This window comes from Fictibacillus sp. BK138 (genome assembly GCF_004216955.1).
Taxonomy (GTDB): Bacteria; Bacillota; Bacilli; order Bacillales; family Fictibacillaceae; genus Fictibacillus.
In genome coordinates this window covers 3,092,192-3,115,136 of the sequence record NZ_SGXL01000001.1, presented here as the reverse complement: position 1 = coordinate 3,115,136, position 22,945 = coordinate 3,092,192, and the positions used below count along the sequence as shown (strand labels likewise).

The 22,945-nt window shown below is 41.0% G+C and carries 25 protein-coding genes; 16 read left to right on the top strand and 9 right to left on the bottom strand.

The window, feature by feature from the left end; translation table 11 throughout:
- Nucleotides 1-28: 28 nt before the first annotated feature.
- Complete coding sequence (locus EV282_RS15700) at nt 29-448, bottom strand: HIT family protein (protein WP_130296699.1); 420 nt, start codon at nt 446-448, stop codon at nt 29-31.
- Nucleotides 449-600: 152 nt separating this feature from the next.
- On the opposite strand from EV282_RS15700, the gene EV282_RS15695 reads away from it, so the two are divergent.
- The 12 genes from EV282_RS15695 (at nt 601) to EV282_RS15645 (ending at nt 11,876) form a co-directional block, all read left to right on the top strand.
- On the top strand, nt 601-996 hold the full coding sequence (locus EV282_RS15695; RefSeq protein ID WP_130296698.1) for a thioesterase family protein: 396 nt from the start codon (nt 601-603) through the stop codon (nt 994-996).
- Nucleotides 997-1,090: 94 nt separating this feature from the next.
- Nucleotides 1,091-2,191: a Leu/Phe/Val dehydrogenase gene (locus EV282_RS15690; protein ID WP_130296697.1), complete on the top strand. Its 1,101-nt coding sequence runs from the start codon at nt 1,091-1,093 to the stop codon at nt 2,189-2,191.
- Between the two features lie 14 nt (nt 2,192-2,205).
- Nucleotides 2,206-3,270: a pyruvate dehydrogenase (acetyl-transferring) E1 component subunit alpha gene (gene pdhA, locus EV282_RS15685; RefSeq protein ID WP_130296696.1), complete on the top strand. Its 1,065-nt coding sequence runs from the start codon at nt 2,206-2,208 to the stop codon at nt 3,268-3,270.
- Nucleotides 3,270-4,265, top strand: a complete 996-nt coding sequence (locus EV282_RS15680) for an alpha-ketoacid dehydrogenase subunit beta (RefSeq protein ID WP_130296695.1) — start codon at nt 3,270-3,272, stop codon at nt 4,263-4,265. The genes pdhA and EV282_RS15680 overlap by 1 nt, the downstream gene beginning before the upstream one ends.
- Nucleotides 4,266-4,277: 12 nt before the next feature.
- The gene (locus EV282_RS15675) at nt 4,278-5,555 is read left to right on the top strand and encodes a dihydrolipoamide acetyltransferase family protein (protein WP_130296694.1); all 1,278 of its coding nucleotides are present in this window, start codon (nt 4,278-4,280) and stop codon (nt 5,553-5,555) included.
- Nucleotides 5,556-6,989 carry a dihydrolipoyl dehydrogenase gene (gene lpdA / locus EV282_RS15670; protein ID WP_130296693.1) on the top strand — a complete coding sequence of 478 codons (1,434 nt, stop codon included), beginning with the start codon at nt 5,556-5,558 and terminating at the stop codon, nt 6,987-6,989.
- A gap of 175 nt (nt 6,990-7,164) precedes the next feature.
- The gene (locus tag EV282_RS15665; RefSeq protein WP_130296692.1) at nt 7,165-8,229 is read left to right on the top strand and encodes an undecaprenyldiphospho-muramoylpentapeptide beta-N-acetylglucosaminyltransferase; all 1,065 of its coding nucleotides are present in this window, start codon (nt 7,165-7,167) and stop codon (nt 8,227-8,229) included.
- Between the two features lie 106 nt (nt 8,230-8,335).
- Nucleotides 8,336-9,061: an AzlC family ABC transporter permease gene (locus EV282_RS15660; protein ID WP_130296691.1), complete on the top strand. Its 726-nt coding sequence runs from the start codon at nt 8,336-8,338 to the stop codon at nt 9,059-9,061.
- A complete protein-coding gene (locus EV282_RS15655) occupies nt 9,054-9,359 on the top strand; it encodes an AzlD domain-containing protein (RefSeq protein WP_130296690.1) in 306 nt (101 codons plus the stop codon). Before EV282_RS15660 ends, EV282_RS15655 begins: the two co-directional genes overlap by 8 nt.
- Before the next feature lie 94 nt (nt 9,360-9,453).
- Nucleotides 9,454-9,588, top strand: a complete 135-nt coding sequence (locus EV282_RS20630; RefSeq protein WP_264191234.1) for a hypothetical protein — start codon at nt 9,454-9,456, stop codon at nt 9,586-9,588.
- Nucleotides 9,589-10,006: 418 nt separating this feature from the next.
- Nucleotides 10,007-10,867 (top strand): Cof-type HAD-IIB family hydrolase, encoded by an 861-nt coding sequence (locus tag EV282_RS15650; RefSeq protein ID WP_165389493.1) that lies wholly within the window; start codon nt 10,007-10,009, stop codon nt 10,865-10,867.
- Between the two features lie 154 nt (nt 10,868-11,021).
- Nucleotides 11,022-11,876 (top strand): glycerophosphodiester phosphodiesterase, encoded by an 855-nt coding sequence (locus EV282_RS15645; RefSeq protein ID WP_130296688.1) that lies wholly within the window; start codon nt 11,022-11,024, stop codon nt 11,874-11,876.
- A gap of 28 nt (nt 11,877-11,904) precedes the next feature.
- Here the strand turns inward: EV282_RS15645 and EV282_RS15640 are convergent, their stop codons facing one another.
- From EV282_RS15640 to EV282_RS15625, 4 genes are all read right to left on the bottom strand, one after another.
- Nucleotides 11,905-12,597: a DUF421 domain-containing protein gene (locus EV282_RS15640; RefSeq protein WP_165389492.1), complete on the bottom strand. Its 693-nt coding sequence runs from the start codon at nt 12,595-12,597 to the stop codon at nt 11,905-11,907.
- A gap of 95 nt (nt 12,598-12,692) precedes the next feature.
- Nucleotides 12,693-13,751 carry an ABC transporter permease subunit gene (locus EV282_RS15635; RefSeq protein ID WP_130296686.1) on the bottom strand — a complete coding sequence of 353 codons (1,059 nt, stop codon included), beginning with the start codon at nt 13,749-13,751 and terminating at the stop codon, nt 12,693-12,695.
- Entirely contained in the window at nt 13,741-14,625 is an 885-nt protein-coding gene (locus EV282_RS15630; protein ID WP_130296685.1) for an ABC transporter ATP-binding protein, read from the bottom strand. The genes EV282_RS15635 and EV282_RS15630 overlap by 11 nt, the downstream gene beginning before the upstream one ends.
- Entirely contained in the window at nt 14,609-15,013 is a 405-nt protein-coding gene (locus tag EV282_RS15625) for a GntR family transcriptional regulator (RefSeq protein WP_130296684.1), read from the bottom strand. Before EV282_RS15625 ends, EV282_RS15630 begins: the two co-directional genes overlap by 17 nt.
- 141 nt (nt 15,014-15,154) lie before the next feature.
- Between EV282_RS15625 and EV282_RS15620 the strand changes: the two genes are divergently transcribed.
- Entirely contained in the window at nt 15,155-15,982 is an 828-nt protein-coding gene (locus EV282_RS15620) for an HAD family hydrolase (RefSeq protein ID WP_130296683.1), read from the top strand.
- Nucleotides 15,983-16,056: 74 nt separating this feature from the next.
- Nucleotides 16,057-17,343 (top strand): M48 family metallopeptidase, encoded by a 1,287-nt coding sequence (locus EV282_RS15615; protein ID WP_425590203.1) that lies wholly within the window; start codon nt 16,057-16,059, stop codon nt 17,341-17,343.
- A gap of 299 nt (nt 17,344-17,642) precedes the next feature.
- Here the strand turns inward: EV282_RS15615 and motB are convergent, their stop codons facing one another.
- Entirely contained in the window at nt 17,643-18,416 is a 774-nt protein-coding gene (motB, locus tag EV282_RS15610; protein ID WP_130296682.1) for a flagellar motor protein MotB, read from the bottom strand.
- The gene (gene motA / locus EV282_RS15605; RefSeq protein ID WP_066286740.1) at nt 18,409-19,194 is read right to left on the bottom strand and encodes a flagellar motor stator protein MotA; all 786 of its coding nucleotides are present in this window, start codon (nt 19,192-19,194) and stop codon (nt 18,409-18,411) included. Before motA ends, motB begins: the two co-directional genes overlap by 8 nt.
- A 229-nt stretch (nt 19,195-19,423) precedes the next feature.
- On the opposite strand from motA, the gene EV282_RS15600 reads away from it, so the two are divergent.
- Nucleotides 19,424-19,981: a peroxiredoxin family protein gene (locus tag EV282_RS15600; protein ID WP_165389491.1), complete on the top strand. Its 558-nt coding sequence runs from the start codon at nt 19,424-19,426 to the stop codon at nt 19,979-19,981.
- A gap of 234 nt (nt 19,982-20,215) precedes the next feature.
- Entirely contained in the window at nt 20,216-21,628 is a 1,413-nt protein-coding gene (locus EV282_RS15595) for a PAS domain-containing sensor histidine kinase (RefSeq protein ID WP_130296680.1), read from the top strand.
- A 42-nt stretch (nt 21,629-21,670) separates the two neighbouring features.
- On the opposite strand, the gene EV282_RS15590 is transcribed toward EV282_RS15595, so the two are convergent.
- Nucleotides 21,671-22,315: a CAP domain-containing protein gene (locus tag EV282_RS15590; RefSeq protein ID WP_130296679.1), complete on the bottom strand. Its 645-nt coding sequence runs from the start codon at nt 22,313-22,315 to the stop codon at nt 21,671-21,673.
- Nucleotides 22,316-22,404: 89 nt separating this feature from the next.
- Nucleotides 22,405-22,944 carry a histidine phosphatase family protein gene (locus EV282_RS15585; protein WP_130296678.1) on the bottom strand — a complete coding sequence of 180 codons (540 nt, stop codon included), beginning with the start codon at nt 22,942-22,944 and terminating at the stop codon, nt 22,405-22,407.
- Nucleotide 22,945 lies beyond the last annotated feature (1 nt).

Sequence of the window (22,945 nt, the reverse complement as noted above, 5' to 3'; positions counted from 1 at the left end):
CATAATTTAACAAAATATGTAAATCTAACTACTTAACTTCAGCCTCAACCTTCCGTCGTCCGGGCCGGCGGTTCGCTTCTGATTTAATCCACGCTCGGATACCTTTACCGGCAAACGGTTCATCAGCAAAACGTGGAATGATATGAAAGTGGGCGTGAGGTATGCTCTGACCGCCAACGGGCTTAACGTTCCAGCCAGTGCTGTATCCCTCAGGTCCGTACGTTTCATCCAGTAGTTTCTTCGCTTTATGCATCAATTCGTATGTATCCATCCACTCTTTTTCGCTTAAATCAAACACGGTTTCAACGTGGGCCTTTGGAATAATCAAGCCGGCACCTTCCAGAATATCCTGTGCTTTCGGACTTTGGATAAAATAACAGCTTTCATTCTCAAAGACTATTTTCTGTTCTGGGAAACTCATGGGATTGCAAAATAAACATTCTTTCATTGAAAAACACCTCCGCTTTTATTTTTGCATATTTTTCACATTTCTTACAAATGGAACAATTCGGGCGATTCATTGACCGCTTATCACACAAAATGATATGATAACGTTAAGAAAACGTTATATAAATTAGATGAAAGATATGAGGTGTATACATGAAACCAGGTATGGAGGTTGGTCAAAAAGCCACCATTACAGCTACAGTGACACCCGATATGTTTGCTCAATTTGAAGGGAAGCTGGTTCATCCGGCATATTCAACTGTCAGCATGGTCTACCATATGGAGTGGGCAGCGAGACAGATCATATTGCCATATCTTGAAGATCATGAAGAAGGAATGGGCGGAGGAGTAGCTGCAAAACATATGGCTCCTACACCAGAAGGCGCTGAACTGACAATCACAGCGACTTTACGCGAATTAAAAGGAAAAGCAGTTATTTGCGATGTTACCGTCCATAATGGAAAAACACTTGCAGGTGAAGGTGAAGTCACTCAATATATCCTGCCGAGAGCAACGATCTCACAAAAAATTGGAGAAATGAAAGTTTAATATTTTTTTAGCTTATAATGAAAGCGCTTTCACTTTAAAGCAGCAAAGCAAAAAAGAATCAAAGTGAAATAGAGACACACTAGGGGGATTCAGCATGTTTGAAAAAATATCACAGCACGAACAAGTCGTATTTTGTAATGATCCATCTACAGGTCTTAAGGCGATTATCGCAATACATAATACAACCCTTGGACCAGCTCTAGGCGGATGCAGAATGAGACCTTATGCATCTGTTGATGAGGCACTTGAAGATGTACTGCGCCTTTCAAAGGGTATGACGTACAAATGTGCAGGGGCAGATGTTGACTTTGGCGGCGGGAAGTCCGTTATTATCGGTGATCCTACATCCGATAAATCACCAGAGCTTTTCCGTGCATTCGGCCAGTTCGTTGATTCATTAAACGGACGTTTTTATACGGGAACTGACATGGGAACGACGCCAGACGATTTTGTTCATGCTTTAAAAGAAACAAACTGCATCGTTGGAGTTCCAGAAGAATACGGCGGAAGCGGTGATTCTTCAGTACCTACTGCACAAGGCGTTATCTATGGTCTGCAGGCTACTATTCAGACATTAGAAGGTACAGATGAACTGTCTGGAAAATCCTACTCCATCCAAGGCTTAGGGAAAGTTGGGTTTAAAGTTGCAGAGCAGCTATTGGCAGCTGGTGCACAAATTTACGTAACCGACATCAACGAAAAAGCACTGAAACAGATTCAAGACAGAGCTGAAATGCTTCCAGGGAATGTAGAAGTAGTTGAAGGCAGTGACATTTACGGAGTAGACGCAGATATTTTCATTCCTTGCGCACTCGGCGGAATCATCCATGACGAGACGATTGAACAGCTTAAAGTTAAAGCGATCGTCGGAAGTGCGAACAACCAGCTTTTAGAAGATAAGCATGGCTTGTACCTACAGCAAAAAGGAATTCTGTACGGACCTGACTATATCGTAAATGCAGGCGGACTGATCCAGGTCGCAGATGAACTTTATGGACCAAACAAAGCGCGTGTACTGACAAAAACAAGAGCGATCTATGACAGCTTGATCCAGATTTACAGCGAAAGTACGAAGAACAGCATTTCGACGATGGAAGCGGCTAATCGTTTTTGTGAAGAAAAATTAGCAGCTCGTTCTAAACGCAACAGCTTCTTTGCTCATAACAGAAGACCTAAATGGCAGGTTCGAAACTAAGGAGGGATTCATTCATGGAAAAGCTATTTCCGAAATTGCAGATCATTAATGAAAACGGGGAATGGAACGACGAAACATACAAAAGTGAAATAACGGAAGATCTTACAAAAGAACTTTATACAAAAATGCTTCGTTCCCGTCTGTTTGACCGTAAAGGTGTTAACTTGCAGCGTCAAGGGCGAATCGGGACGTATGTACCTTTCGAAGGACAGGAGGCTTCACAGATCGGAAGTGCATTGGCGATGGGAGAAGGCGACTGGATGTTCCCAACTTATCGCGATCATGCGGCGACAATGACATTTGGCCACTCTTTAAAAACACTTTTCCTTTATTGGAAAGGCCGTCAAGAAGGCTGTATCCCTCCTGAAGGGAAAAATATATTCCCGCCGGCTGTACCGATCGCATCACAGCTCTTACATGCGACAGGTGCTGCTTGGGCTGAAAAACTTAAAGGGACAGATCGTGCTTCCATCGTTTATTTTGGAGACGGTGCAACATCAGAAGGAGATTTTCATGAAGGGCTGAATTTTGCGAGCGTATTCAATGCTCCTGTTGTTTTCTTTAACCAAAACAACGGCTTTGCGATTTCCGTTCCGATTGAAAAACAGATGAAGAGTAAGACGATCGCTCAAAAAGCAGTCGCTTATGAGATGGAAGGCGTTCGTTTAGATGGCAACGATGTGTTCGCGGTCTACTTTCACACACGTACGGCGGTTGAACGCGCAAGAAAAGGCGAAGGTCCGACATTGATCGAGTCTGTTACTTGGCGTTATGGAGCGCATACGACAGCTGACGATCCGTCGAAGTATAGAGACCAGAACGAGTCAGCGACAAGACGTGAAAAGACAGATCCGATTCTTCGTCTTGAGCGTTTTATGAAAAATGAAAACATGTGGGATGAGAAGTGGGCAGAAGAGCTCCAAGAGTCTTTAACAGCTGAAATCGAAGCTGCAGTAAAAGAGATGGAAGAGGCTCCGGCACCACATTATAACGATGTATTTGACCATGTATTTGCGGAGAATCCTTGGCCGATCGAAAGCCAAAAAGAAGCATATACACATTCAAGAGGTGATCGCTAATGACAACGGCAGTTGATACGAAAAAGTTAACGATGGTTCAAGCCGTGACAGACGGCATGCGTGTCATGATGAAAGAGCATGAAAATGTAATCGTGTTAGGTGAAGACGTTGGGCAGAACGGCGGCGTTTTCCGGGCAACTGACGGACTGGTTGCAGAGTTCGGCGAGAAAAGAGTAATCGACACTCCGCTTGCAGAGTCTGGAATCATTGGTACGTCGATTGGTCTTGCGATGAACGGGTTTAAACCAATCGCTGAGATGCAGTTCTTAGGGTTCATCTATCCGGCGTTTAATCAGATCATGACACATGCTTCTAGAATTCGTGCAAGAACACTAGGCCATTTTACAGTACCTATGGTTATCCGTGCACCGTTTGGAGCAGGAGTGCGTGCACCTGAAATACACTCTGATTCTGTTGAAGCACTTTTTACGGGAATGCCTGGAATGAAGGTAGTTGTTCCGTCTAATCCTTACGATGCAAAGGGAATGCTGATCTCTGCGATTGAAGATCCAGATCCGGTGCTATTCCTTGAGCCTATGCGCTGCTATCGAAGCACGAAGATGGATGTGCCTGAAGGAAAGTACAATGTTCCTCTAGGAAAAGCGGCTCGTCTGCAAGAGGGAAGCGATGTTTCGATCTTTGCATACGGTGCGATGATCGATGTTGTGACAAAAGCAGCGAAAGCGGCAGAGGAAAAAGGCATTAAGTGTGATGTGATCGACCTGCGCACGCTTTATCCGCTTGATAAAGACATGATTGCAGAGAGTGTTCAGAAGACTGGACGCGCTGTTATCGTACACGAAGCACCGGGAACCGGCGGACTTGGTGAGACGATCATGTCGCTGATCAACGATACTTCATTCTTATACATGAAAGCACCAGTTGAGCGTGTGACTGGTTTTGATACACCAGTACCGATGTTCGCTCTTGAAGACCACTACCTGCCGAGTGCAGATCGTGTTGTTCAGGCAATCGAGAAAGTCACTCAATTTTAGGAGGTGGAACAAATGGTAGAAGTGAAACTGCATGATATCGGAGAAGGCATGCATGAAGGTGAAGTCATCCACTTTTTCGTAAAAGCGGGGGATACGGTTAAGATCGACCAGCCGCTCGTGGAAGTGCAAACAGACAAAGTGACGGCTGAACTTCCTTCACCTGCAGCCGGTACGATTAAAGATATCAAGGTAAAAGAAGGAGATGTTGTGACAGTTGGTTCTGTCATTTTAACGATCGAAGCGTCTGCAGCAGCTCCGTCTGATAAAAAAGCAGAAGAGCGTGTGGCTGAACAGGAACAGCCAGTCGTAGATAAAATCGTAGCTGCTCCTAAAAATACTGTATTTGCAGGTGGAGTCGCTACACTAAACAAGCGTGTTCTTGCTGCGCCTTTCACAAGAAAAATCGCCCGTGAAAACGGAGTTGATATTGAACTGATTGAGGGTACAGGACCTGGCGGACGCGTTACGGATCAGGACGTTTATAACTTTATCGAGAATGGTTCTGCTACTCCAGCTAAAGAGGAAGCTAAAAACCATATCGCAGAGGACAGGAAGACAGAAGCTCCTTCCTATACTTCAAAAGATGCAGAGGAGATTCCGTTTAAAGGGCGCAGAAAACAGATCGCGAAAAAGATGGTTCAATCTCTTGCAACAATTCCGCATGTTACGCACTTTGAAGAAATCGATGTAACAGCTGTAATGGACTTGAAGAAGCAGCTAAAAGCGATGGACCCGGAGAATAAGCGTGGAATGAACGTTTCTGTTGCGGCATTTTTCGTAAAAGCGATTCAGATTGCTCTGAAGGACTTCCCTATTTTCAATGCGAAGCTTGATGAAGAGAAAGAAGTAATCCGTCTTGAGAAGAACGTGAATATTGGAATCGCAACAGATTCTGATGAAGGCTTGATCGTACCTGTTATCTCACATGTGGAGCAGCGCAATGTACGTGACATCGCAGTAGATATGAAAGATAAGATCACAAGAGCGAAAACGAACAAGCTGAAAGGTTCAGATATGACTGGCGGGACATTTACGATCTCTAATGTTGGACCTCTTGGATCGATCGCAGCAACGCCGATTATCAACCATCCGGAGGTTGCACTGATGGCATTCCATAAAACGAAGAAAACACCTGTTGTCGTTGGGAATGAAATCGTGATTCGTTCGATGATGAATGTATCTATGTCGTTTGACCACCGTGTAGCGGATGGTGCGACAGCTGTTATGTTCACGAACCGTGTAAAAGAACTCATCGAGAACCCTTACTTCATGACACTGGAGCTGATATAAATGGTTGTAGGTGATTTTGCAACAAAACGACAGCTGGTTATTATCGGAGGAGGACCTGGCGGCTATCATGCTGCGATTCGTGCAGCTCAGCTGGGACTCGAAGTAACACTGATCGAAAAAGAAAAGCTTGGCGGAGTTTGTCTTCATAAAGGATGCATCCCTTCAAAGAGCTTAACGCAAACAGCGGCTAATTTTTCCGGACTGTCGTATTATAAACAAATGGGCATCTCGGTACCTGAGGCAACATTCGAATATGAAACATTTACAAACTACTATTCTTCTGTTGTAACAGGTTTGCAAAAAGGCGTTGAAGCACTGATTAAAGCCAATAAGATCGAGCACTTAACAGGGACAGCTTCCTTCATGTCAGGCGAGAGAGTCGGCATCGATTCGGGACACCATTTTGAGATGTATGAATTTGAACATGCACTGATCGCAACGGGGAGCAGTCCGTTGCTTCCGGGTGGTGTGAAACTATCAAACCGGATCATGACGCCTCATACTTTATGGGAGCTAAATGGGCTGCCTGAGAGCCTTGTAGTTTACGGTGAAGATTATTTTGCATTGGAAGCCGCAATGGCTTATAAACAGCTTGGAAGTGAAGTAACATTGATCACTCCCGGAGATGGATTCGGCTTAGACAGCGGGATCGAAAAAGAACTGCTGCGAGTTTTAAAGAAAAATAAGGTTAAAGTGTTCAGGAAACATCAGTGGGAAAGTGCAGAGGAAACAGCTGACACTGTTGCGGTGACGCTGTCAAAGGATGCTGAAGAAAAGGTTTCTATAGAAGCTTCTCATGTGCTCTATGCAGCAGGTTATTCACCGAATGTTGATGGACTTGGGCTTGAAGTCATCAATGTGGAACGTGATGAGAACGGGTTTATCGTCGTAAATGAGCATAGCCAGACGAGTGTATCCAATATCTATGCTGCAGGTGATTGTACGATCGGCATGAAGCTCGCTTCAAAAGCGATCAAACAAGGGAAAACAGCTGCTGAACATATGTCAGGCTTATCTTCGGCATTTAACTTAAGCCTAGTACCTTACGTGGTGCATACAAATCCGCCGATCGCGACAGTCGGTTTGACGGAAGAACAAGCGAAGAATGAAGGATATGAAGTAAAAACCGGTCAGTTTTCAATGAGCGGAAACGGGTTTGCTTCTATACTAGGTCAAAAAGAAGGACTTGCGAAGATGATAATCGACGCAAAGACGGATGTGATTCTTGGCATTCATATGATGGGTGCAGGTGCTGTTGAAATGATTCAATCAGGCACTTATGCACTAGAGATGGTCGCTCGTGAAGAAGATCTTGCTTATCCGGTCTATGCACATCCAGCGTTAAATGAAGCGTGGCTTGAGGCTGTTGAAAGTGTGAGCGGAAAAGCGATTCATGTTCCGCCAGCTCGGAAAAAAGAGAAAAGTACAGTTTAAGAAAAGCGGTCTTATAGGCCGCTTTTTTATATGTTGTTTCGAAAGATATGAAACAGCTGTTTAACAGTAAAGAATCATACAGCTGCCATTTTCCTTTTTCAGCAACATATATTAAAATGGCGATAAGATTAAATCCGTGCAGCGAACGGATAAACAAAGAAGTGAGGAATGCAGTTTGAAGAAACTAGTTTTAACCGGCGGTGGTTCAGCAGGCCATGTAACCCCGCATTTGGCATTAATACCTAAATTAGAAAAAATGGGATGGGACCTTCACTATATCGGTTCTGTTGATGGAATAGAGAAAAGCTTGATAGAAGAAGGAACGAATGTACCTTATTACGGCATTTCCAGCGGTAAATTAAGACGCTATTTTGACTTAAAAAATATTAAAGATCCGTTTAAAGTAGCGGCAGGTGTAGCCCAGGCTTATTTGAAACTTGGAAAGATCAAACCCGATGCTGTATTTTCAAAAGGTGGATTTGTAGCAGTGCCTGTAGTTATCGCAGCCTGGCTGCGCAAGATTCCTGTATATATTCATGAATCTGATATTACCCCAGGACTTGCAAACAAGATCTCTTCAAAATTTGCTTCTAAAATTTTTGTAACATTTGATGAGGCGAAAAAGCATTTTGCTGCAGGGCAAGCCATCGTAACAGGTTCTCCTATCCGTGATGAGCTATTGCAAGGATCGAGTGAGAAAGGACTCACTTTTCTAGGGTTTAGAAGCCACTTGCCAGTGTTAACGATCATGGGTGGAAGCTTAGGCGCCCGTAAGATCAATGAAGCTGTAAGAGAGTCTCTTCCTGAACTGCTTCGATCTTATCAGATTGTTCATATATGCGGAAAAGGAAACTTAGATGAGAACCTGAACAATACAGAAGGTTACCGCCAGTTTGAGTACATTCAAAAAGAATTGCCTGATGTCGTGGCTGCAACTGACTTTGTGATTTCACGTGCTGGTTCTAACAGTATTTTTGAATGGCTGACACTAAAAATTCCAATGTTGTTAATTCCACTAACAAGAGCTGCGAGCCGAGGGGACCAGATCTTGAATGCACAATCCTTTGAGAAACAAGGGTTTTGCCATGTGCTTTATGAAGAAGATTTAACAAAAGAAACGCTTCTAAATTCTTTAAAACAGCTTAAAGCGGATAAAGACAGCATGCAGCGAAACATGGAGAGCTTTAAAGCCTCTGATAGCGTAGACCTTATTTTGCGAACAATCACGGGCGGTAAATAAAAGGTTTGAGAATTGAGAATTGAAGGGGTCTGTCCCCGGGACAGACCCCCTTCAATTTATACACAATTCCTGCAAAAATCACACAATGAAGATGGAGATGAAGACAATGCTGCCTAGTCCTGCAATTTCTAGTGAACAAACCGATGGACTTTGGAAAAAAGGGATTCAAGCAGGACTGCCAATCGCAATCGGCTATATGCCCGTTGCTTTTACATTCGGTCTGCTGGCCAAAGCTGCCGGTCTCAGCCTTTTTGAAACAGTTGGCATGAGCGTTATTGTATTTGCTGGTGCATCACAATATATTGCTTTATCAATGGTCGCTGCCGCTAGCGGGGCCGCTGAACTTATTTTAACTACTTTTATTATGAACATCCGTCATTTGCTTATGAGTGCGTCTTTAAAGGAACGTGCCGAAGATGAGCCGAAATGGATAAAAGCTATTTATGCTTTTTTTATTACAGACGAAACTTTTTCAGTAGCGGCAACGTCTCAAGAAAAAAAGATAACGGCAAGCTATTTGCTAGGTCTCTGTCTAACAGCTTATAGTTCTTGGGTCGTTTTTTCAGGTGCAGGATACTTGATGGGTTCTGGACTGCCTGAATCACTTCAGGCATCCATGGGTATCGCGCTATATGCAATGTTTATCGCACTGCTTGTACCTGCCGCTAAAAAAAGCCGAAAAGTCATTGCCCTTGCAGGAACAGCTGCAGTCCTGAACTCCTTATTTTCATTTATCCCGTTCCTTAGCGGGGGCTGGGGGATTATTTTATCTACGTTGATCTCAGCTGTTTCAATTGAGTTTATTGTGAAGGGGGATGAGCGGAATGAATGAGAATCTGATTTGGGTTATTATCGGAATGGGCCTGGTTACGTACATTCCAAGAATGCTGCCGCTCGTCATGTTTCACACGAACAACCTGCATCCAAGAGTACAGGGGATACTGAAAAATGTTCCGTTTGCCATTTTAGGAGCGCTCATTTTCCCGGGAGTGCTTACGATTAATCCGGATTCAGTTCTCTATGGAGTAATAGGAGCAGCAGCTGCCTTTATCGCTGCATGGCTTAACCTTAATGTTATAATTGTTGTATTAGCCTCTATCTTGGTTTTATATGGATATACTTTTTTGTAGACAATTGTCATAATTTACTTTGTAAATAATTAACCTTATGAATTGATTTTCAGATGCGAATGGGCGTATAATCACAATTAAAAGGAGGAGATTAATGATGCCTCATTTAATTCGATTTGTACTTATAGGGTTATTTTCTATCTCAGCTCTTTCTGTTTTATCATTTCAAGCCGTTGAAATTTTCCACGCTTTAACGGATATGGTACAATCATTTATCTACAAAGATTAATACTAAGAATGTTTTTTAAAGGGAGCTTCTAAAGCTCTTTTTTTATTTTTAAAATTTGTGTTCGTAAAAATGGATGCTAATGAAAGTGGTTGATTTCCGCTCCAGGATGCTCGCTTTCCGCGGGGCGTGCGGTGAGCCCCCTCGCCGCATTGCGCCTTTGAGTGGTCTCACATGACCGCTCGTCCCGCAGGACAAGGAAGGATACGACAGCGATGCATCGCACGAAGAAAATTGATTTTCATTTTCGAGGAGTCTCGCACCTTCCACTCCAAACAACTGAACAGTGAAGGAAAGAAATAAACAAAATACTTAAAAGCAATAAACTATTAGAAAGCTTATTTTTAATACTTAAGTTGCTTTGAATTATTGTACTTATGGGTAAACTTACTAATGGACTAAGCAATAAAGGATGATTTTAATGAAGCTGATCGCTATTGATATGGATGGAACACTTGTTAATAAACAGTTAAAAGTAACGAAAGAGAACAGTAAGATCATTTCACAAGCGGTAAAGGATGGACATCATGTTGTGATCGCAACAGGACGTTCTTATGATGAAGCTAGACATACATTAGAAGATGCAGAATTGCATCTGCCCCTTATTTGTGTGAACGGTGCCGAAATCAGATCTGCTGAATGGGAGATTCTTTCTTCAACACCTCTAGAGTTCTCACAATATGAAGAAATCAAACGGATTCTGGATAAAGAGGACATCTATTACGAACTGTATACAAGCAAGGGAACATATACGGATAATCGTGAAAAAGCCTACGAGGTTATGAAGGATATTGTAATTACTTCTAACCCTGAAGCAACGGATGATGACGTCCAAAAAGCAGCGTTGCGCCGTTTTCGTTTAGGGCTTGTCAGTGTAGTTGGAGATTTTGAAAAACTTCTGGATCAAAATGACATAGAGGTCTATAAATTTCTTGCATTCTCGAGTGATACTGCTAGACTGCAGCGTGCGTTTCAGCATCTGCAAGCGGTTGATGATCTAGCAGTCAGTTCATCAGCTGATAATAACTTGGAGATTACAAACAGTGAAGCACAAAAGGGTGTAGCTCTAAAAAGGTTTGCAGAAATAAAAGGGATCCCATTGGAAAACACGATGGCAATCGGTGATAACTACAATGATGTTTCAATGCTCGAAATTGCAGGATTTCCAGTTGCTATGGGGAATGCTGTAGATGAAATAAAAGAAATGGCTTCATTTGTTACGAAAGAGAATGACGAAAGCGGAGTAGCGTTTGCGATTCAAAAATTTTTAGAAACAAAATAGAAAGACTTTTACAGAAGCTGGTTCGAATATTTCGAACTGGCTTTTTTTATATATAATCTCTTTACTTCGGCTTTACGCAGGTGTAAACAAGTCTTCAAACTCCCTTGGTAGAGTGAGAGAGTACTTCACTGACAACAAAGGAGAGTGTAACTAAATGAAGAAGGCGTTTAAAACTACGATTGGAGCTCTTGCGTTAAGTCTTACAGTTATGGGATCTGGATTTACAGCAGATGCAGCTGAAAAGGAGAAAGATATAGTAAATGTGGCACATCGCGGTGCTTCTGGTTATGCACCAGAGCATACTTTAACATCTTATAAGATGGGCGAAAGAATGCATGGAGACTACATTGAAGTAGATCTTCAGATGACAAAAGATGGTGAACTTATCGCCATGCATGATGAAACGCTTGACCGTACTACGAATGGAACAGGACAGGTAAAAGATTATACGCTAAAAGAAATTAAAGAGCTTGATGCAGGCAGCTGGTTCAATGAAAAATATCCGGAAAGAGCAAATCCAGATTATGAAGGTCTAAAAGTGCCAACGTTAGAGGAAGTGTTCCAAACGTTCGGAAAGAATGCGAACTATTATATCGAAACAAAATCACCTGAAGTTTACCCTGGGATGGAAGAAAAACTCGCTGAGATCGTAGATGAATACGGAATCGACAAAGATACATTACTTGTACAGTCGTTCAGCTCTGCTAGTTTACTAAAAATGAACGAGATTGACCCTTCTATAAAACTAGTACAGCTAATGTGGTATACATCACCAGCTGCCCTTTCTGATGCTGAAGTTCAAGCGATCAAACAATATGCAGTCGGAATTGGGCCAAACAGTGATATGATCGACAAGGAGTATGTTCAGAAAACGGTTCAAAACGGACTTGAGATCCATCCTTATACCGTGAATGAAAAAGAAGAAATGCAAAAGCTAATCGACTGGGGCGTAACCGGAATGTTCACAAACTTCCCTGACCTGTTGAATGAAGTGAAAAAAGGACGATAAACAAAAGCAGCTGGCATATATGTCTATGTCAGCTGCTTTTTTCCTTCATTACAAAAAAGACTTCACCATCTTCCGTTAATTGAGCAAAAAAGATCTCATTTATGGTTTGATAGCCCGCACGTTGCAGCTGGATTTCAAACCATTCATTCGTTAGATTGTACTCGTGAAAAGCCTGCTCTATTTTTTCTCCGTTTGAAACGAGCATAGTAGGCAAGTATTGTCCTGATTTAGGAGGGATATTAAGATCTTCTTTTGTCACGGAGTCTTTAAGAGGCTTTTTTAAAACACTAAGTTGTCCGTTGGGCTCCATAATTGCATAATCAACTTCTTGAATATCAAATACAGAATTCATGCGTAAGAGCATTAATAAATCGTCCATGGACAACTGATGTTTTTTTATTTCTTTTTGCATAATCTGTCCTTTTTTTATTAGTATGCTTGGTTGTCCTTTTGTGAGCTTTGTCAAAAGGGGAGAATGTTTGTTAAGAAACTCTATTAAAAACACAGATACCGCCCAAAAGCTTAAAGCAGCTAAGCTTTCCCAAACGGTAATCTCTTTATGAACAACCATATCACCAATGATGTTTCCCATAGCAATTCCGGTCGCGTAGTTAAAAAAGGTAAGTTCTCCAAGCTGCTTTTTCCCTAGTAATCTCATCAGCAATAATAAAAAGGCAAAGCCTAAAACGGTACGGTAGATTGTAATCAGTATTCCATCCATTGTTGTCATCCCTCTTTCAAATGGCTATTAAACAGGATGCCCAACAGACAAAATGGCAAACAAAAAGAGCGGAGTTTGACCGCTCTTTTATGAACCTATTTACTTAATCCTAGTCGAATATTCATGATCTTTCTTAATACAAAGTAACTTAAGACGGCGCCAATGGCTGCGGAAAAATAATAGCCAAGTAATGACGGCTGGTCATAAGATCCGAAGATACCTCCGCCTGCCATACCGAATGCAAGTGCAAAGCAAACGACAACCCCTACACTAAAGAATCCTTTGCCTTTCTCAAAAACAAGTAATCTGCCATTGTTCTCGTTCTTCGTCCGGCTAAAGAACCAGATTCCAAGAGGAAACGTCACTGCAAAATAAAGAAGAGGAGAAAGCAACACTAGATAATCTGGCATTCTGGTATAATCCATTACCGATCCGTCGATTTCATTTACGACATCAGTATAATAAGCGAACTCGAAAATAGGAACAGGCAGTGTAGCTATTGAAATAAAATCTCCGAACGAGTTAAACCTGCCGTTTACATCATACATCATATCTAATTCGAGCCCGTGATACATCAGAAATGTTCCGACCAAAGAGAAGAAACCGATCGGGAAGAAAAGGAATATAAAACTTAAAATAAACTGAGATACAATGCTGCCAGCAATAGTTCCAATAAATAAGCTGAAAGTAAATATGGCAATTGAAAAGGGTATAACGAGCGCCATGAAATGGAGCAAAAATGACGCATCGGCAATTTCATGTAAAATCGTGAATCGTATGATAAGCATACATAATAAAAGGTTGATTAATAGACCTGTTGTAATATGTACAACGCCAAACATCCATTTTGAAAGAAAAATATCTTTTCGTTTAAAAGGAAGTGAGAATGTCAGATCTGTAGAATGAGTGGTTCGCTCCTGTCCTAACAGCAATGAGGCGAATCCAACAAGAATAAGCGTCAAAAACAAAGCGATTTCAACACCATGAAAAGCAAAGTTTAATTGTGTATCATTAAATTTCTCTGCTTGTGTTTGAAGACTTTGCGCTCTCCCGAAAAAAGAGAATGGCAGAAAAAAGAATAAAGATAGGTAAACGGCCCAAACAGCTGGAGCTGCAAGCTTTTGGTTTCTCATCCATAATGCTTTATGAAACATGTGATTCCCCTCCAAGCGATGAAATAAATATATCTTCAAGTGTCATCGGAAGTTCTTCTAACAATAAAGGCTGCTCTTGCTGCATTTTTTCCATTGTTTCCTGGATATTGCCTTTGATCATTAGCGTATAGACTCTTCCTGTCTGCGAAAGAATGGTTACGTTGTTTAAGTTTGCAATTTTTTCAGGAAGAGCATGCTTATAAACAGCTTGAACTTTTCTGAAAGATGACTTAGCGTCTTCGATCGAAGTAGTCGATTCAATCTGACCATCTTTCATCATAATAAGGACGTCAGCAATCTTTTCAACTTCCTCGAGGTGATGGGTTGAGATGAGTACACTTAATTGACGTTCACTTACTTCTTCAATAATAAATTGAAGAATATTTCTTTTGACGATCGGATCGAGTCCGTTTGTCGGTTCATCCAGAATAATAAAATCAGCTTTTGTAGAGAATGAAAGGATCATTAAAAACAAAGCTTTCATCCCTTTTGAGTAGGTTCTGAGCTTTCTGTTCTTAGGAAGCTTGAAACGATCCATTAACGAATAAAAATACATCACGTCAAAATCTTCATAGATCGCATCATACAGTTTCACAATTTCTTTCACATTATAAGTTTTTAAGATTTCAGTTGAATCGGGAACATAAGTCAGCTTCTGTTTGATCGCGGGCTCTTGGTGGATATTGATTTCATTAAAAGTGACTTCGCCTTCATCCGGGTCCAAAATACCAGCAAGCGTTCTGAGCAATGTAGATTTACCGACACCGTTTCGGCCGACAAGACCTGCAATCATACCGGGCTCAAGTGTTACGTTCACATGCTCTAAAACCTGGCGTCCATCTATCGTCTTACTAACATTAATCATTTTTAACATGGTTGTTATTCCCTCCAAGCTCTTCAGAAATCTTTTTTAACCATAGTGCCAATGTTTGCTGATCGATTCCTAAATAGGAAGCATCAATGACAAGCTGTTTAATCTGCTGCTTCATTTCGGCAATCTTCTGCTCATCGGCTCTAGGAGTTATGGAAGCAGAAACAAAAGTCCCTTTACCGCGCAGGGTCTCTATAATTCCTTGGCGTTCCAGCTCTTGGTAGGCTTTGCTTACAGTGTTTGGATTTATCAATAATGTTCCTGATAGTTCTCTTACCGAAGGCAACTTATCTTCGGGCTGCAGGATCTCCTTCAAAATCAGTTCTTTAATTTGATGGACGACTTGCTCCCATATCGGCGTATTGCTTCGGGGATCTAAATTTAAAATCATATTATCCCACCTTTAAATACTACGTGTGTACTACTTAATATAGTACACTTATAACTTACATGATTAGTAAATTCCTGTCAATATGCTTTTCTTTACTTTTAACGGTGCAGGAACCTACAATAATTGCAGGAGGTGTTCAGCTTGAAACACTTGATTGATGAAGCAAAGCTGCTGATTTTTGATCTGGACGGAACGCTATATGAAGACACGGATCATTTTGATTATTATGGCAGGCTGATGCAGCAGCGTGTTGCAGATGATAAGAAGCAGGCATTTTGGGATACATATGAGAGCATGAAAGAAGGGACTCATCCTGTCGCGATCGGGAAGGTATATGATATTAAAAACGATACGAGTGTAACTGTTGATCCTATGACACTTCAGGTAACGAAGGTTACTTCATTTGATGGGGAAGAGTGGCCGGAAGAAAGAATGAAGCAGGAGTATGCAGGTGAACTTATATATGATTTTGAGCGTCTGATCGCAATTGGTGATGGATGGTGGCTGCCTTATGCGACAGCTATGCATTTTGGCTTAAAACAGAGCGATACGTGGGAATGTTATAACGCAACAAAAGAATATATGGTTACGGATCAGTTTCATTTAACGAAAACACCTGGGCTAAAAGATGGTTTGGTTCGTCTTAAAGAGGAAAAGAAGCTTGTCCTGCTAACGAACAGTGAAAGAGAAGATGTAAAAAGACTTCTTAACGAGCTAGAACTAGAGGGGGTTTTTCATGCTCTTTATACAGAAGGACATAAGCCGCTCAAAACAAAAGAAAAGATGCAGACCATTCTAGACGAGTTTGGTGTGCAGCCGCATGAGGCCGTATCGATCGGCGATAATTTCATCAACGAAATTGCACCTGCGCTTTTAATGGGATTAAAAGCTATCTATATTCAACCTAACCGCATAGAGGTTGAGCATGAAAAACTTACCGTTGTCCCTACTTTGACGAATGCTTTATAAAAAAGTTTTCCATGACTTGTTCTAAATTGGACAAATCCCCTTACACTTTATAGTAGGTATAAAAGGGGGCATGTATTTTGAAAAAATCCATGTGGTTTATGCTGGGCTTTGCCATATATGGTGCATTGATGTGGTATTACTTGTTTCATGGAGCCGACTCCGCACTGCCGGTCGACCTTAAGGGATCCGCAGCTGATCCTGCTATGTTTATGACGGATAGAGAGCTAGAGTTAAGCACTGATTTTTCAAGAATAAAGGACTTTTTGTACTTTATTTCTGTACCGCTCGAATGGCTGATCTATTTGTTTGTACTAGGCTTTGGCCTGTCGAGGTGGTTTCGAAAAGCAGCTGGGGGACTTACGAAATTTTCTATTGTCCATACCGCGGTCTATGTATTGCTACTTTCTTTTGCGAGCTGGGTTTTAACATTCCCGCTTCGCTATTACAGCTTTACAGTATCAAAAAGCTATAACATATCCGTTCAATCCTTTCACAGCTGGATGCGGGATGGCCTTGTGGATTTCTGGATCAGCTGGGCATTGACTACGCTCATGGTTGGAGTCATGTATTGGCTGATCAAAAAGTATGAAAAGAGATGGTGGCTTTTTGCATGGCTGCTCTCCATACCATTTACGGTGTTTTTATACTTTATTCAGCCTGTCGTAATCGATCCTTTGTATAACAAGTTCTATCCGTTGCAGGATGAAGCGCTAAAGGAAAAAATCCTGAACATTGCGGACAAAGCGGATATACCGGCCGAAAATGTGTACGAAGTGAACATGTCTGAAAAGACGAATGCATTAAACGCATATGTAAACGGAATCGGTTCTAACTTGAGAATCGTCCTATGGGATACGACCTTAAATAAACTGAGTGATAACCAAGTGCTGTTTGTCATGGCTCATGAGATCGGACATTACGTGATGCATCATCTGTATTGGAACTTGATTTCTTCGATAGTTCTTTCTTTCTTGGGCTTGTGGCTCGGTAATATCATCTATCGCAAGTGGATTGAGAAATACGGTAAGAAGTGGGGTGTTAAAGGAGTAGGTGATCTCGCAGCTCTTCCTGCTTTGCTTTTAATTTTCTCACTCCTTAGCTTTGCGGTTTCTCCCGTGGAAAATGCCGTTTCCAGAAAAGCGGAACGTGATGCTGACCAATACGCGATCCAGATGACAAAGAATCCAGAAGCTGCAGTAGGTGCTTTTCAGCAGCTGGCAACCGTATCACTAAGCGAGGTGAATCCGCCTAAAATTGTGAAGTGGTTCTTGTACGGGCATCCGACAATGCTAGAGCGTATTCATTTCTTAGATAGCTATAATACAGGTAAAACAATGGACAAAGAGCAGTTACCTCATTAATTAAAGACTGTTGATGAAAATCATAAGAAAAGCTGGTCGAGAGTGGATAATATCCACTTTCACGCACCAGCTTTTTCGTGTATACGAGCGGTTTTCAAGATTTACGAGCGGTTCTCGGGATTTACGAGCGCTTATCAAGATTTACGAGCGGTTTTCGGGATTTACGAGCGCTTATCAAGATTTACGAGCGCTTATCAAGATTTTTGAGCGCTTATCAAGATTTATGAGCGGTTTTCGAAATTTACGAGCGGTTCCTGAATTTTACGAGTGAAACCCAGACTCACTAGAACTACTGTGTATTACTTCACTGCCTGCAAGCTTACATTCGGAAGTATCAAAACTTCTACACGGCGGTTCTTTGCTCTGCCATCTGCTGTTTTATTATCAGCTTTCGGCCGGTACTCGCCATAGCCGCTTGCACTTACTTGATTTGGTTTTAACGCAGGATTCTCAAGCAGAACCCGCATAAAGTTAATTCCACGGAATGCGCTTAGCTCCCAGTTAGACTGGAAACTAGCTGTACTGATAGGCACATTGTCAGTATGTCCTGCAATTACAATATTGCGCGGAGGGTTCGTAACAAGGAGATCGGATAACTTCTTGCCGATTTCTCTTGATCCGGGTTTAACGGTTGCACTTCCTGAATCAAACAGGGCATTATCTAGAATGGTGATCAATAGACCGTTCTCTGTTAACTGCGTTTGGAGACTTGTTGTAAGATTGTTAGCCTGAATGAATGCATTGATTCTTTTTTCCAAGTCTTCTAGAGCTTCGAGTTCTTTCTTTGCTTCTTCAAGACGTTCTTTTTCTTCCTTAGAGATGATTTCTTTTTGCGTTTGTGGAATAGGCGTTGAATCTGGAGTAGGGATCGGCGCCTGTTCCTCCATTACACCTGTACCGCTTGTAAATTCATTTCGGAATGCACTTGCCATCTGTTTAAACTTTTGAGCATCGATCTCACTCATGGCAAATAGGACAATAAAAAGAGCTAAAAGCAATGTAAGCATGTCAGCATAGGGTATGAGCCATGACTCGTCTACATGATCTTCATGATGTTTCTTCTTTTTAGCCAACTGTACCACCCGCTTTGTATTGGTCGCGTTCACTAGTCGGAATGTATGTTAAAAGCTTTTCTTCCAAAATTTTTGGTGATGTACCATCTTGAATGGAAAGCAATCCTTCAATCATAATTTCTTTAATCATGACTTCCTTTTTCGATTTACGCTTTAATTTATTGGCGAATGGATGCCACAGGACATAACCGGTAAAGATCCCGAACAAAGTTGCGATGAATGCTGCTGAAATCGCAGAGCCCAGTGCAACGATGTCTGCCATATTGCTTAAAGCGGCAACAAGTCCAACAACAGCACCCAATACACCAAGAGTAGGAGCGTATGTACCTGCCTGCGTGAAGATTGTAGCGTTAGAAGCATGGCGTTCTTCCATGGTTTCTAGATCTTTTAACAGTACATCTTTAATGAATTCAGGAGGCTGACCGTCAACGATCATCTTAATTCCTTGTTGTAAAAATGGATCATCAACTTCTTCAGCTTTAGGTTCAAGGGCAAGAAGACCTTCTTTTCTCGCGATTGTAGCCCATTCGATAAAGATCGTTACAAGGTCCTTCATATCAATGAGTTTTTGTTCTTGAAAAAGCACTTTAAACAATGCTGGTATTTTTTTTATCTCACTCATCGGAAATGCGATTAGAATGGCTGCAGCAGTACCAGCAAAAATTATTAACAGTGCTGCAGGGTTGAGTAAAGAAACCGGACTGACACCTTTTAATACCATTCCGACTCCGATTGCAATAATTCCAAGAATAACCCCTATTAAACTCGAGCGATCCATAAGATGTTTCCCCACTTTATCTTTTATTTCTGTAGCTCATTTCGTGTATGCTTAGATATTCTTTTATATCGGAAAGATAAGGGGAAACTTAATGATAAATGATGGAAAAACACCAATCGTGGGATAAATTTTAAACAAATGTTTAATAAAGCAACAGCTGCAAAAGACAATTGGAGCCAGTTTTTGATATGATAAAAGTTGATAAAATGAAGGGAAAAGAGGAATTTACTTGAAGCTCAAACCGGTTATTCTCACACTTATATTTGCAGTTTTAATTGGTCTTGCATTATATACATCACAACAAGAAAACGAAGAGGCCAACAAACAGACGCCAGCTACAGAAAATACCGGTTTAAAACCAGGAAGTAAAGCGCCTGATTTTACACTTCATACACTTGATGGCAAGCAAATTTCACTTAAAGAATATAGGGGAAAAAAAGTAATATTAAATTTCTGGGCAACATGGTGTCCGCCATGCCGTGAAGAGATGCCTGAGATGCAGAAGTTTTATAAGGATTATAAACAAAAAGATGTCGAGATCCTGGCAGTTAACTTAGAATACTCTGAAACAAAGCCAGAGAAAATACGGGATTTTGTAAAAGAATATGAACTTGAATTTCCTATTCCACTCGATGAAAAAAATACGACTGGAAAACAGTTTAGAGCGGTTTCAATACCTACTAGCTATTTTATTGATGAAGAAGGAACCATCACGAAGATGCATATAGGACCAATGAACTATGAATTTATGGAAGAGGAAATACAGAAAACGAATGAAATAAAGTGATATTTGAAACCTTTGTCGATTTTGGGCAGAGGTTTTTTTATTTCAATCGATTAAGTTTCAATATAAAAAGTAATTCTAAAGACCTGTTTCCTTTTTCTGAAAAAATGGGAAAGTTGACCAATAGGGAAGATATTATTTTTGTCGAATTAAGGTATTAGGGAACTTATTGAATGTCAGGAATATTAATCTTACTAAATACCCGTATCAGATTATGTAAGAGAAGGGGACTGCTTAATGAACAAGCAATATGAAGAAATTGATATAAAACGTATTGCAGATTTTCACAGTACACTTTCACGATGCCCCATCCATCTATTTGGACTAAAAAGAGAGGACAAAGGTGATTATATTTTTACTCATTCTTCTGGAGCGATGTATGATGCTCTGGGAGTGTCCGATAAACCAGCACCTGGTACAAAGCTTTATGAACTTCATTCTAAAGAACTGGTATCGAGCTGGACACCTCAAATTGAAAAAGCTTTCTCAGGAGAAACGCAGACAGCAGATATCGAAGTAGCAGCTCATACAATTCGTACGACGCTGTATCCTGTTTCAGGGGAGAATAGAGTGATCGGTACTTCTTACATGGTGTCTTTAAATGACCAGTCGGAGAGTATTCGTGATAATAAATTTAAACAGTTGTTTAACCATGCACTTGAGGCCATTATCTTATGCCGCTCAAATATGGAGATCGCAGAAGTAAATGAAAGAGCTTGTGAGTTATTGGAACTATCCAGGGAAGAGCTTATAGGAAAGAATGCTGAATCCTTTTTCATGAAAAATGGCAGAGAAGTTATCCAAAAAAAATGGGAAGAGGTTATGCACGGCAAAAAAATCTCAGGGGAAATTCGTTATAGAACGCCTGGTGGATACCTGAAAGAAATCGAATACTCTTGTGAAAAAGATATGGTTGATTTTTTGCATGTAACGATTCTTAAAGATATTACAGATCAAAAATTAACGGAACAAAAGCTCTTGAAAGCAGAAACGCTGAATGTTGTAGGAGAACTCGCTGCAGGTGTAGCACATGAGATCCGCAATCCATTAACTTCCTTAAAGGGATTTGTTCAGCTGATCCAAAACCAAACGAATGACTTCAACCAATATTTATCCATTATTTTGTCTGAAGTTGATCGAATTGAACATATTATAAAAGAGTTTCTAGTGTTATCGAAAAGTAACACCCAAAACTTCGAAGAGGCTAGTATTGAAGGGATTATTAAAGATACTGTTGATTTGTTGAACACACAGGCGATCATGAAAAACATTGAAATTTCAACTGAATTTGAGAATGGAATCCCGCTTTTATTTTGTGATCCCATGCAACTGAAGCAGGTATTTATTAATTTTATCAAAAATGCGATTGAAGCTTCATCAGTTGGGAATAAAGTAGATGTCACAATAAAGAAGTGCCCGGATTCAGAATATGTTCAGGTGCAAATATGTGATTACGGATGCGGTATGGAAGAATCGGTATTAAAAAAGATCGGAAAACCATTCTTCACGACCAAGGATGAAGGAACAGGACTGGGGCTAATGGTCAGCAATAACATTATCAAACATCATAACGGCAAGCTTGATGTGCAGAGCGAAAAAGGGATCGGAACAAAATTTATCATTTCATTGCCTATGAATCAGCAAAAATAAAAAGCTTTCCCGAATCGGGAAAGCTTTTTGTTTCAGAGTATATTACCCTTTGAATAATTGAACGAACATTTTACCATATTGACCACCGTCAACTACACCGATACCAACGTTTGTGTAGTCAGATTTTAAGATGTTTTCACGGTGACCTTGAGAGTTCATTAAGCTAGTGTGAGCACCTTCTACAGAAGAGTTTCCTGCTAGGTTTTCACCAGCTGTCTTATATTCCACACCAAACTGCTTCAACATATCAAATGGAGAACCATAAGTTGGTGAGTTATGATCGAAATAGTTGTTGTCGATCATGTCTTTTGCTTTAACACGAGCTACTTTTGTTAATTCTGGATCAGCTTTTAATGCTGGTAAACCTTGCTTTTCACGTTCTTGGTTTACAAGATTAAGCATTTGCTGCTCATCTGCAGTAAGTTCTGCATTAGTTTCAGCTTTTGGTGCTTCTGCAGCTGGAGCTTTTGTCTGCTCTTGCTGAGGTGCTGGAGCTGGAGCCGGAGCTGGAGCTGGAGCCGGAGCCGGTGCAGCTTGCTGCTGTTGTTGTGGAGCTGGAGCAGCTTGAGCTTGCTGCTGATTATTATTTAAAGAAGCAAATGGGCATGTAGATGCCGCTTCTGAGATTCCTGCGTTTGCGCCGAATAGGGAAGCGCCTAATACTGATGCTACTACTAATTTTTTCATAAGATGTTTCCCCTCCTAATAAATTATCTTACGTGTACATGTTTCGGGACTTTTGTAGGAGGGTTGGGGGTCTGGAAGTAACTACCAGTTTAAACGACCCACAAGTTGGTTACATCATTACTTTGCATATCAATCATGAAAACATCTGGGTTTCGTAATAGCTCCCATTCTTTAAATCCAAATGACGGATCGTATAGATTGATCAATAAGCTCATTAAGTTTCCATGCGTTACAAGCAGAACAGATTGATGGCCAGCTTCCTTTAATTCTTTTATGAGAGAACGAACTCTCTGTTTTGCCTCAAATGTAGACTCTCCACCAGGAAACGTTAAATGTTCTTCCTTATATGTACGTTCTAAATGAAACCTCCAATCCCAATCAGGATCTGTTTGTGTTGAAAGAATGCGCTCGGCTAGCCGCTCGTCTGTTTTAATTTCGGTATGAGTTAATTCAGCGTAAGATTTTATTGTATCTACAGCTCTTTTAAAAGGGCTTGATATGACACAATCGAATCGATGACCCTTAAGAAAACGTGCAAGCTCCTCTGCTTGTTGGAACCCTTCTTCCGTTAAGGGAGCATCATGTTCTTGACCACTTGCTTTACAATGTCTAACAGCTATAATTTTCATA

Bases quoted from the DNA above. Each gene is read 5' to 3' on its own strand.
- EV282_RS15635 (WP_130296686.1), bottom strand. From the start codon at position 13,751: ATGTTTCATAAAGCATTATGGATGAGAAACCAAAAGCTTGCAGCTCCA.
- EV282_RS15695 (WP_130296698.1), top strand. From the start codon at position 601: ATGAAACCAGGTATGGAGGTTGGTCAAAAAGCCACCATTACAGCTACA.
- EV282_RS15625 (WP_130296684.1), bottom strand. From the start codon at position 15,013: ATGATTTTAAATTTAGATCCCCGAAGCAATACGCCGATATGGGAGCAA.
- EV282_RS15700 (WP_130296699.1), bottom strand. From the start codon at position 448: ATGAAAGAATGTTTATTTTGCAATCCCATGAGTTTCCCAGAACAGAAA.
- EV282_RS15640 (WP_165389492.1), bottom strand. From the start codon at position 12,597: ATGGATGGAATACTGATTACAATCTACCGTACCGTTTTAGGCTTTGCC.
- EV282_RS15630 (WP_130296685.1), bottom strand. From the start codon at position 14,625: ATGTTAAAAATGATTAATGTTAGTAAGACGATAGATGGACGCCAGGTT.
- lpdA (WP_130296693.1), top strand. From the start codon at position 5,556: ATGGTTGTAGGTGATTTTGCAACAAAACGACAGCTGGTTATTATCGGA.
- EV282_RS15690 (WP_130296697.1), top strand. From the start codon at position 1,091: ATGTTTGAAAAAATATCACAGCACGAACAAGTCGTATTTTGTAATGAT.
- motA (WP_066286740.1), bottom strand. From the start codon at position 19,194: ATGGATCGCTCGAGTTTAATAGGGGTTATTCTTGGAATTATTGCAATC.
- EV282_RS15595 (WP_130296680.1), top strand. From the start codon at position 20,216: ATGAACAAGCAATATGAAGAAATTGATATAAAACGTATTGCAGATTTT.
- pdhA (WP_130296696.1), top strand. From the start codon at position 2,206: ATGGAAAAGCTATTTCCGAAATTGCAGATCATTAATGAAAACGGGGAA.
- EV282_RS15680 (WP_130296695.1), top strand. From the start codon at position 3,270: ATGACAACGGCAGTTGATACGAAAAAGTTAACGATGGTTCAAGCCGTG.
- EV282_RS15675 (WP_130296694.1), top strand. From the start codon at position 4,278: ATGGTAGAAGTGAAACTGCATGATATCGGAGAAGGCATGCATGAAGGT.
- EV282_RS15585 (WP_130296678.1), bottom strand. From the start codon at position 22,944: ATGAAAATTATAGCTGTTAGACATTGTAAAGCAAGTGGTCAAGAACAT.
- EV282_RS15655 (WP_130296690.1), top strand. From the start codon at position 9,054: ATGAATGAGAATCTGATTTGGGTTATTATCGGAATGGGCCTGGTTACG.
- EV282_RS15650 (WP_165389493.1), top strand. From the start codon at position 10,007: ATGAAGCTGATCGCTATTGATATGGATGGAACACTTGTTAATAAACAG.
- EV282_RS15645 (WP_130296688.1), top strand. From the start codon at position 11,022: ATGAAGAAGGCGTTTAAAACTACGATTGGAGCTCTTGCGTTAAGTCTT.
- EV282_RS15590 (WP_130296679.1), bottom strand. From the start codon at position 22,315: ATGAAAAAATTAGTAGTAGCATCAGTATTAGGCGCTTCCCTATTCGGC.
- EV282_RS15660 (WP_130296691.1), top strand. From the start codon at position 8,336: ATGCTGCCTAGTCCTGCAATTTCTAGTGAACAAACCGATGGACTTTGG.
- EV282_RS20630 (WP_264191234.1), top strand. From the start codon at position 9,454: ATGATGCCTCATTTAATTCGATTTGTACTTATAGGGTTATTTTCTATC.